Here is a 9,680-nt window from a genome sequence, read left to right on the forward strand (position 1 = left end):
CATGAAGTTATTGCCCGCCCGCCCGGCGTGTCGGGGCAATAACTTCATGATCAACGCGGGCGGGCGGGCGGGTGGGGGTTGGGGCGGGGTGCGGTCAGGGGAGGTGGGTGGTGGCGTGGCGGCCGGCTGCGGCGACGGACACGAAGTAGGCGTGGTCGGCGTCGAGGTTGCGGCCCATCGTGGACAGCGGCACGGCGCTGGCGCGCAGCGCGGCGTCCAGGCCGGCGGTGGGCACTCGGACGATCCGGTGTCGGGCCGTCAGCGGCGCCAGCGCCGCGTCGACCTCGGCCGCGAGGGCCGGGTCCAGGTCGTCGGGCACCACCAGCTCCGCCGGGGCGAGGGCCACCCGGCCGTACGCGGTGAGGCTGTGGTGCGACACGCCCCGGTGTCGGGGGCGGGGGTCGGCGTCGGAGATGCGCAGTGAGCCGACCGGCCGACCGCCGAGCGTGGCGATCGCGTTGACGGCCTCGCCGACGGCGATGCCGGAGAAACCCCACCGGGTGCCGGTGCCCAGGTTGCCGGGCCCCTGGGCCACGATGGCCACGTCCGCGTCCAGCACGTGGCGGGCGGCGAGCAGGCCGCCGTGCAGGGTGGTGGCCTCCAGGTCGCCGCCGAACGCCTGCCCGACGGTGATCGTCCCGGCCAGCTCGTCGCGCAGCCCGGCGAGCGTGCGGGAGAACCAGGCCGGCAACGCCCCGCCGTCGGTGAGCAGGTACGCCACCCGGGCGTGCGGGGCCTCGGCCCGGATGCCGGCCAGAATCGCCGGCAGCGCCGAGTGCAGGTCGGCGGTGACCACCGGCATCCCACCCAGGTCGTCGGCGTCGGCCAGCAGGGCGCGGTGCGGGCTGGCCTCCTCGTCGACGCCGAGCAGGATCGGCTGCAACGGGGTGTAGCGGGCCTTGACCAGGTGCCCGGCGTCGCGGGTGTCACCGGCGTCCGGCGGGTCCGGCGGCAGCCGGTCCGGCAGGGCCACCACGAGGGCGTACCCGCCGGTGCCCAACCCCATCAGCAGCGCACCGGCGTTGAGCAGCACCCGGTCACCCGGCTCGGGCGTGCCGACCAGCTCGGGATAGGCCAGCGCCCGCATGCGCGTGCCGTCGGGCAGGTCGACGTCGAGTTCCACCGCCCCGGTCCACTGCCGCCGCAGCGCCGCCACCGTCCCCGTCCGCCATCGCACCATGACGGGCACGCTAGCCGCGCGGACCAGCCGGCCCGCGCTCGGGTCGGCCCGCCCCTCAGGCGGGGTCGGGCTCGCCGCCGGCGTCCGCGCTCGGCCTGGCCTGGGTGTCGCGCGCCCGCCCGGCGGCTCCCGGCAGCGAGCGGGTCGGGTCGAGGAAGACGTAGCGGATTTCCGGGTACCGGCCGGTGAGCCGCCGCTCGGCCTCGTCGGCGGTGGCCTCGATGGCCGCGCCGGTGGCCTCGTCACGGAAGTCGACCTTCGCGGCGACGAGGATGTCGTCCGGGCCGAGCTGCATCGTCAGCAGGGTGTCGATGCGCTCGACCTCGGGCAGCCCGGCCAGGTCGCGTTCGATCTCGCGGCGCAGCCGCTCCGGGACGGCCCGGCCGACCAGCAGCGACAGGTTGTTGCTGGCCAGGATCCCGGCGACGGCCAGCAGCAGCAAACCGATCAGGATCGACGCGATGCCGTCCCACACCTCGTCGCCGGTGGCCTGGGACAGGCCGACGCCGAGCGCGGCCAGCAGCAGGCCGATCAGGGCCGCGCTGTCCTCCAGGAAGACCGCCTTGACGGTGGTGTCGGCGGTCAGTCGCAGGAACCGGCGGGGTGTGGTGTCCCAGCGCTGGGACTCGCGGCGGACCTGCCGAACGGCCCGGGCCAGCGAGATCGACTCGATGACGAACGACACCGCGAGGACGATGTACGAGATCAGATAGTTGCCGCTGTGCTCGTGCACGAGGATGGTGGTGACACCGTGGGTGACGGCGAAGCCGGCGCCGGCCACGAAGGTGAACATGGCGGCGAAGAACGCCCAGACGTAGCTCTCCTTGCCGTACCCGAAGGGGTGTCGTTGGTCGGCCGGGCGGGCCCCGCGGCGCAGCGCCTGGAACAGCAGCACCTCGGTGGTCGTGTCGGCGACCGAGTGCGCCGCCTCGGAGAGCATCGCGGCCGACCCGGAGATCAGCCCGGCGACCAGCTTGGCGATCGCGATGGCGAGGTTGGCGGCGCCCGCGACGACCACGGTGCCGACGCTCTCGCTCTCGGTATTCATCTCGCCCTGCGACATGAGGGCAACACTATGGCCGCGGGCGGCGACGCGCCGGGGGAGGGGGCCGATCCGAACAAGTGTGCGGCACGCCCGCGTGGGTGCACGCCTGCGCCGCGTCGGCTGCTAGCGTCTACCCGTGTCGCGGACCCGCACCGAACGCCTGGTCAACCTGGTGATCTGCCTCCTGTCCACGCGACGGTTCCTGACCGCCGCGCAGATCGCCGCGACCGTGCCCGGCTACGAGCACGACCCCGACGACGCGCGCGACCACGAGGCGTTCCAGCGCAAGTTCGAGCGGGACAAGGCCGAGCTGCGCGAGCTGGGCGTCCCGCTGGAGACCGGCACGGCCAGCGTCTTCGACGCCGAGCCCGGCTACCGCATCGCCCACCGCGAGTACGCGCTGCCCGACATCCCCCTGGAACCCGACGAGGCCGCCGCGGTCGGCATCGCCGCCCGCCTGTGGCAGCACGCCGGGCTGGCCGCCGCCGCGTCGTCCGGGCTGGCCAAGCTGCGCGCCGCCGGGGTGGACGTCGACCCGCAGGCCACCCTCGGCATGGAGCCGATGGTCACCGTCGATCCCGCGTTCGCGCCGCTGACCGCCGCCGCGCGGGACCGCCGCGAGGTCGGGTTCGACTACCGGGTGCCCGACCGGGACGCCCCCAGCCGCCGCCGGCTGCAACCGTGGGGCGTGGTCTGCTGGCGCGGGCGGTGGTACGTGGTCGGCCACGACCTGGACCGCGCGGCGACCCGCTGCTTCCGCCTGTCCCGGGTGGTCGGCGCGGTCCGGGTGACCGGCGCACCCGGCGCGTACGAGCCGCCGGCCGGCGTCGACCTGATCAGCCACGTGGCCCGCTGGTCCGGGCCGGTGGAGCGCACCGGCCGGGCCACCGTGCTGGCGACGCCCGGGCGGGCCGCCGGCCTGCGCCGCTGGGCGGTGGAGGTGACCGCCGGGCCGGACGGCGACCAGCTGGTCCTGCCGTACGCCGACCCGGACTCTCTGGCCGGCCAGCTCGTCGGGTACGGCCCGGACGTGCGGGTGCTCGACCCGCCGGAGGTCCGCGAGGCGGTCATCCAGCGACTCAAGGAGATCGCCGTCCGGCACGACGAGCTGACCGTCTCCGGGGGTGCCCGGTGACCCGCCCGGCCGCCCGCGGCGGTTCCCGCGCCTCCGCCGACCGACTGGCGCGGCTGCTCAACCTGGTTCCCTACCTGCTGGCCCGGCCCGGCATCGAGATCGCCGAGGCGGCCGGTGACCTGGGCGTCACCGAACGACAGCTCCGGGAGGACCTGGAGCTGCTGTGGGTGTGTGGGCTGCCCGGTTACGGCCCCGGTGACCTGATCGACATGGCGTTCGACGGCGACCGGGTGACCATCACCTACGACGCCGGCATCGACCGGCCGCTGCGGCTCACCCCCGACGAGGCCCTCGCGCTCGTGGTGGCGCTGCGGATGCTCGCCGAGACCCCGGGCGTGGCCAACCGGGAGGCCATCGAGCGGGCCCTCGCGAAGATCGAGGACGCCGCCGGTGACCTGGTGGGCGCACCGGTCGCGGTCCGGCTGCCCGGGGACACCCGGCGGGTCGAGGCGCTGCGCTCGGCCGTGGAGGGCGGAAAGGCGCTGCGGATCACCTACTACACGGCGGCCCGGGACGAGACCACCGAGCGCGTCGTCGACCCGCTGCGGATGCTGATGGTCGGCGGCCGGGCGTACGTGGAGGCGTGGTGCCGGCGCGCGGAGGCGGTCCGGCTGTTCCGGGCCGACCGGATCGACGCGATCACCGAACTGGACGAGCCGGCCACCGTCCCGCCGCAGGCTGTCCCGCACGACCTCACCGAGGGTGTCTTCCGGCCGTCGCCCGACCTGCCGCTGATCACACTGCGGATCGGGCGGGGCGAGCGGTGGATCACCGAGTACTACCCGTGCGAGCGGGTCGAGGCCGGCGACGGCGACCAGTGGCTCGTCTCGCTGCGGGTGACCGACCTGGGCTGGGCGCGGCGGTTCGTGCTGGGCCTCGGCCCGGACGTCACAGTGGTCGCCCCGGTCGAGCTGGCCGAACAGGTCCGGGCGACAGCCGCCGCCGCGCTCGACGCGTACGCCGTGCCGGCGGCTGTTCCCCGGCGTGCGCCGGCCGATTCCGTGCCGGCCGGCGTGCCGTCGGGCGATCCGGCGGTGGCCGCCCGCACCCAGTAGGCTGACCGGCGTGCTGATCTGGATCGTGCTCGCGGTGGTGCTGCTCCCGCTCGTGGCGCTCGCGCTGGCCGTCCGCCCGGTGCTGAGCCGGCTGCCCCAGCTGCGCCGCGCCGCGGTGGCGTTGCAGCGGCGGGCCACTGAGGCGGAGGCGCTCCGGGAGACCGCCGAGGCGTTGCAGCAGCGCGCCGAGGGTGTCCAGCGCCAGCTCGACACCGCCCAGCAGCGACTCGCCGTGATCAAGGCCAAGCGCGGCTGACCGACCTCTGTCGGCCACCGTCGTCCCCCGGCCGGGTGGCGATGGTTGACTGATCATCGCGGTTGGTCAAGACTTCACCGGCCGGGCCCTGATCATCATCCCCGGCAGGTGGCATTCGGTCCATCCACACGTACGATGGGCTGCGTATCACCCCCCGGACACAGAGCGACTGGAGCTTCTCATGGGTGCCCTCAAGCCGTGGCACATCGCAGTTCTCGTGGTTGTGCTGATCCTGCTCTTCGGTGCGAAGCGGCTTCCCGACGCGGCCCGCTCGCTGGGTCGCTCGCTGCGGATCATCAAGGCCGAGACCAAGAGCCTGCAGGACGACGACCGCGACCTAGCCGAGAAGGCCGACGCGCAGGCCGGCTACCAGCCGCTGCCGCCGCACGCCGGGCAGCAGGCGCCGTACGCCGGGCAGCCGCAGCAGGCGCCGTACCAGCAGGCGCCGGCGCAGCAGCCGGTCGTCGACCCGGTGCACCGCGTCCGCGACAACTGACCGAAGGGCTCCACCACCGTGGCCTTCGCCCTGCGTAAGCGCGGCCCGAGCACCTTCGAACGGGCCGCCGACGGCTCGATGACGCTCATCGAGCACGTCCGCGAGCTGCGCAACCGTCTGTTCCGCGCCTCGCTGGCGATCCTTGTCGGCTTCGGCTTCGGCATCTGGCTGGCCGAGCCGGTGCGGCATTTGCTGTCGCAGCCGTACTGCGACCTGCCGGGGTCGAAGGACGCGTCCGGCAAGTGCCTGTTCGTCCAGCTCGGCCCGGCGGACCTCTTCCTGTTGAACCTGAAGATCGGCCTCTGGGTGGGCCTGATCATCGCGGCGCCGATCTGGCTCTACCAGCTCTGGGCGTTCATCGCTCCCGGTCTGCACCGGCACGAGCGGCGCTACGCCTACGCCTTCACGGCCCTGGCGGCACCGCTCTTCGCCGCCGGCGCGGTGCTGGCGTTCTTCGTCACCGCCAAGGGCCTCGAGTTCCTGATGAACGTGTCCGGCGATGACATCTCGACAACGCTGGAAGTCACCCGCTACATCTCCTTCGTCACCAACCTGATCCTGCTGTTCGGGGTGGCGTTCGAGTTCCCGCTGATCGTGCTGATGCTCAACTTCGTCGGCCTGGCGAGCGCGAAGCGGCTGCTCAGCTGGTGGCGGGTGGCGATCTTCGTGTTCTTCGCGTTCTCCGCCGTGGTCACCCCCACCCCGGACCCGTTCGGCATGACCGCCCTGGCGGTCTGCCTCTCCGCGCTCTACTTCGGCGCGGTGGGCGTCGCGTTCCTCAACGACAAGCGGCGTGGGCGGGGCAAGGAGGTCTACGCCGGTCTCGACGACGACGAGGTCTCGCCGCTGGAGTTCGACACGGACCCGGTCGTGGCCGGGCAGCGGGTCGACGCGACCGCGCCGATCGGCGCGCCCGAGCCGATCGCGAAGCCGGCGCCCATCGAACGCCGCTACGACGACATGACCTGACGGCCCCGCGCCGCCGGAGTCCACCGACGCCGTCCCCGCCTGCCGGGGGCGGCGTCGTCGCGTCAGCGGCCCCGTCAGACGCTCACCCCACGCGCCGGCGGTGAGACTGATCGTGACGTTGGCCGCCCCTGGTGAACGGCGGGTGTCCGACCGGTACGGTGCTGCCCGTGACCGCAGACGATCACCTGCCCGGCCCGCCCACCGACGGGCCGATCGAGCGCACCCCGCCCGCCCGCGACTCGGTCGACCGCGCCCGGGACGAGGGTGGCCCGGTGGCCGTGCTCGCCAACCCCACGGCCGGTCGGGGGCGGCACCGGGCGCTGCTGCCCCGACTGCTGGACGGGCTGGCCGCCGCCGGCCGCCCGGTCCGGTTGCTGTCGGCGTCCAGTCCGGACGAGGCGGAGGCGGCGTGTCGTACCGCGATCGCCGACGGCGTCGGCGCGCTGGTCGCGATCGGCGGGGACGGCACCGTACACCGGGCCATGCAGGCCGTCGCCGGCACCGACGTGCCGTTCGGGCCGGTACCGGCCGGCACCGGCAACGACTTCGCCCTCGACACCGGCTTTCCGGCCGATCCCGTCGCCGCCGTGGCGGTGATCGCCGAGGCGCTGCGCGCCGGCCGGACCCGCGTCGTCGACCTGGCCCGGATGACCGGCGCCGACGGGGCCGAGCGCTGGTACGGCGCCGTCCTCGCGGCGGGCTTCGACGCGATCGTCAACGAGCGCGCCAACCGGATGCGCTGGCCGCGCGGCGCCCGCCGGTACGACCTGGCGATCGTGGTCGAGCTGGCCCGGCTCCGGCCCCGCCGCTACACGCTGCGCCTGGACGGGGTGCCGCACGAGATGGACGCGGTGCTGGTGGCGGTGGGCAACTGCCCGACGTACGGCGGTGGGATGCGGATCTGCCCCGACGCCGATCCGACCGACGGGCTGCTCGACGTGGTGGTGGCCGGTCGGGTCGACCGGCGGACCCTCATCCGGGTCAAGCCGCGCATCTACCAGGGCACCCACGTGAGTCACCCGCTGGTGAGCAGCTACCGGGCCCGCACCGTGGAGCTGGCCGCCGACGACATCGTCACGTACGCCGACGGGGAACGCTCGCTGCGCCTGCCGGTGACGATCACTGCCGTGCCGGGGGCGCTGCGACTGCTGCTCTGACCCGTACCGCGCCGATGCTGGCGGCGATGACCAGCACGATGGCGGCGCATTCCAGCAGCGTCAGCGCCTGCCGCAGCACTAGCCATCCGGCGAGGGTGGCGATGGCCGGGCCGAGGCTCATCAGCACCGCGAAGGTGGCGGTGGGCATCCGGCGCAGCGCCAGCAGCTCCAGGGTGTACGGGAGCCCGGAGGCGAGCACCGCGAGGGCGGTGCCCAGCGCCAGCACCCTCGGGTCGAGCAGGACGGCGCCGCCGTCGACGATGCCCAGCGGCAGGGTGACCAGCGCGGCGAGGGTCAGTGCGAGGGCCAGCCCGTCCGCGCCCGGGAACCGGCCGCCGACCCGCGCGCTGAGCACGATGTACGCCGCCCACATCGCGCCCGCGCCGAACGCGAAGGCCACCCCCGCCGGGTTGAGCCGGTCGAAGCCGCCCTGCCCGAGCAGCGCCACCCCGGCCAGCGCGAGCCCCGCCCAGCACCAGCTCGCCAGCCGACGGGCGGTGAACACCGACAGCGCCAGTGGGCCGAGCACCTCCAGGGTCACCGTCGGGCCGAGCGGGATCCGCTCGATGGCCTGGTAGAACAGCGAGTTCATGCCGGCCAGGGCCAGCCCGAACGCGCCGGCCGCGAGCCAGGCCGAGCGGTCGTACCCCCGAAGCCGGGGCCGGCACACGACGAGCAGCAGCACCGCCGAGATCGTCAGCCGCAGGGTGACCGCCCCGGCCACCCCGGTACGCGGAAAGAGCAGCGCGGCCAGGGCGGAGCCGAACTGCACCGACAGCGCCCCGCCGAGCACCAGCCCCACGGCGAGGACGCCGCCGCGGCGCTGCGGGGGCGCGTCGGCCGGGCGCGTTGCGGGCAGCAGGGTCTCCGTCACGAGCACGACGCTAGGCGGTCAGCCCGCAGGGCTCTCCGGCGGTGTCGACCGTCGGGAAGAACGCGAGCCGCGTCGCCCGGCTGGTGGCGAGCGGGTCGCGCTTCGGGGATACGAGAGCGTCGATGGCCAGCTATCCTGCTCGGACCGGTATTGATCCACAGTTGGGAGCTGGCATGCGCCTCGCCATGGTCACGGTCTCCGCTTCGCCGCGAGGGCACGCCCGGCACTGATCGGGCGCCGCCGGAGATCACCTCCGGGGGTCTGGTGCTCCTCGCCGCGGAGCGGTCCCACGACGACCGTTTCCTTCCCTGGCTCGAGGAGCTCTTGTGCGTGCCCTTATATCCGCGCGTCTCGGCGCGGACTTCACCAAACTGTGGACCGCTGCGGCGGTGTCCAACGTCGGCGACGGTGTCACCATGGCCGCCGGCCCGCTGCTGGTCGCCTCCGTCAGCGACAACCCGGCCCTCATCGCCGGCGCCGTCTTCGCGCAGCAACTGCCCTGGCTGCTGTTCGCCCTGGTCAGCGGTGCCTACGTCGATCGGCTCGACCGTCGCCGTCTGGTCGTGGTCGTCAACCTGGCCCGCGCCGCGGCCCTGGCGGCGTTGTCGACGACCATCGCGACCGGAACCGTCTCGGTGGCCGTCATCTACGCGGTGCTCTTCCTTCTGGGTACGGGCGAAACCCTCGCGGACACCGCGCTGGGTGCCCTGCTCCCGGCGGTGGTCGCCCCGGAGGAACTGCCGCGCGCCAACGCTCGGCTCTACGCGAGCTTCACCATCGGTAACCAGTTCGTCGCGAAGCCGCTGGGCGCGTGGTTGTTCGTCGTCGCGGCGGCGGTGCCGTTCGGGGTCGACGCGCTCACCTTCGCGACGTCCGCAGCGCTGATCGCGGGCATCCGGCGCGTCCCCGTCGTTGGCGATCCGCCTCGGCGGGCCTCGCTGCGTGCCGAGGTCGCCGCCGGCGTGCGGTGGTTGTGGCGGCACCGACTGCTGCGGACCCTCGCCGTGAGCATGGGACTGGGCAACATCGCGTTCGGTGCCGCGTTCGCCGTGTTCGTGCTCTACTGCCGGGAGCGCCTGGGTGTATCCGCCGTCGGCTACGGCTTTCTGTTGTCCGCCTTCGCGGTCGGCGGCCTGGTCGGCACCGCAGTCGCCACGATGCTCACGCGCGCGCTCGGCAGCGCCACCGTGTTGCGTGCCGGCCTGGCGATCGAGGTCGTGACGCACGTGTGCCTCGCGACCACGACGACACCCTGGGTCGCCGCCGTCGTGCTGGTCGTGTTCAGCATCCATGCCATGGTGTGGGGCATCACCGTCACCTCGGTCCGGCAACGGGTCGTGCCTGCGCACCTGCGCGGCCGGGTCGGCAGCGTGTACGCATTGCTGGATCTCGGCGGCGCGGCGCTGGGCTCGCTCCTCGGCGGCCTGTTCGCCAGCGCCTGGGAGATCACCACACCGTTCTGGATCGCCGCCGTCGCGATGGCGGCGATCGCCGCCATCGCCTGGCGGCCCCT

10 protein-coding genes are annotated in these 9,680 nt (G+C 73.9%); 7 read left to right on the forward strand and 3 right to left on the reverse strand.

Annotated elements, in window-relative coordinates:
• Positions 1-94: 94 nt before the first annotated feature.
• On the reverse strand, positions 95-1,180 hold the full coding sequence (locus ABZU46_RS29020) for a DUF3866 family protein (protein WP_354862720.1): 1,086 nt from the start codon (positions 1,178-1,180) through the stop codon (positions 95-97).
• A gap of 55 nt (positions 1,181-1,235) precedes the next feature.
• Positions 1,236-2,243: a cation diffusion facilitator family transporter gene (locus ABZU46_RS29025; protein ID WP_354862721.1), complete on the reverse strand. Its 1,008-nt coding sequence runs from the start codon at positions 2,241-2,243 to the stop codon at positions 1,236-1,238.
• 118 nt (positions 2,244-2,361) lie between these two features.
• Here ABZU46_RS29025 and ABZU46_RS29030 point away from each other — a divergent pair, with 118 nt between their 5' ends.
• The 6 genes from ABZU46_RS29030 (at position 2,362) to ABZU46_RS29055 (ending at position 7,293) form a co-directional block, all read left to right on the forward strand.
• On the forward strand, positions 2,362-3,360 hold the full coding sequence (locus ABZU46_RS29030) for a WYL domain-containing protein (protein WP_354862723.1): 999 nt from the start codon (positions 2,362-2,364) through the stop codon (positions 3,358-3,360).
• On the forward strand, positions 3,357-4,415 hold the full coding sequence (locus ABZU46_RS29035) for a YafY family protein (protein WP_354862724.1): 1,059 nt from the start codon (positions 3,357-3,359) through the stop codon (positions 4,413-4,415). The genes ABZU46_RS29030 and ABZU46_RS29035 overlap by 4 nt, the downstream gene beginning before the upstream one ends.
• A 10-nt stretch (positions 4,416-4,425) precedes the next feature.
• Positions 4,426-4,671: a hypothetical protein gene (locus tag ABZU46_RS29040; protein ID WP_354862726.1), complete on the forward strand. Its 246-nt coding sequence runs from the start codon at positions 4,426-4,428 to the stop codon at positions 4,669-4,671.
• Positions 4,672-4,852: 181 nt separating this feature from the next.
• Positions 4,853-5,167, forward strand: a complete 315-nt coding sequence (gene tatA / locus ABZU46_RS29045) for a Sec-independent protein translocase subunit TatA (RefSeq protein ID WP_007459946.1) — start codon at positions 4,853-4,855, stop codon at positions 5,165-5,167.
• Positions 5,168-5,185: 18 nt separating this feature from the next.
• Positions 5,186-6,136, forward strand: a complete 951-nt coding sequence (gene tatC / locus ABZU46_RS29050; RefSeq protein ID WP_354862728.1) for a twin-arginine translocase subunit TatC — start codon at positions 5,186-5,188, stop codon at positions 6,134-6,136.
• Between the two features lie 212 nt (positions 6,137-6,348).
• On the forward strand, positions 6,349-7,293 hold the full coding sequence (locus ABZU46_RS29055) for a diacylglycerol kinase family protein (protein WP_354862733.1): 945 nt from the start codon (positions 6,349-6,351) through the stop codon (positions 7,291-7,293).
• Here the strand turns inward: ABZU46_RS29055 and ABZU46_RS29060 are convergent.
• Complete coding sequence (locus ABZU46_RS29060; RefSeq protein ID WP_354862729.1) at positions 7,256-8,173, reverse strand: EamA family transporter; 918 nt, start codon at positions 8,171-8,173, stop codon at positions 7,256-7,258. The genes ABZU46_RS29055 and ABZU46_RS29060 overlap by 38 nt on opposite strands.
• Before the next feature lie 320 nt (positions 8,174-8,493).
• On the opposite strand from ABZU46_RS29060, the gene ABZU46_RS29065 reads away from it, so the two are divergent.
• The coding region (locus tag ABZU46_RS29065) for an MFS transporter (RefSeq protein ID WP_354862731.1) at positions 8,494-9,680 on the forward strand (1,187 nt) is incomplete at its 3' end.

This window comes from Micromonospora sp. NPDC005197 (assembly GCF_040608295.1).
GTDB lineage: Bacteria > Actinomycetota > Actinomycetes > Mycobacteriales > Micromonosporaceae > Micromonospora.

What these genes read in the sequence shown, in the direction of transcription:
- ABZU46_RS29020 (WP_354862720.1), bottom strand. Translation starts at nt 1,180, where the DNA reads ATGGTGCGATGGCGGACGGGGACGGTGGCGGCGCTGCGGCGGCAGTGG.
- ABZU46_RS29025 (WP_354862721.1), bottom strand. Translation starts at nt 2,243, where the DNA reads ATGTCGCAGGGCGAGATGAATACCGAGAGCGAGAGCGTCGGCACCGTG.
- tatA (WP_007459946.1), top strand. Translation starts at nt 4,853, where the DNA reads ATGGGTGCCCTCAAGCCGTGGCACATCGCAGTTCTCGTGGTTGTGCTG.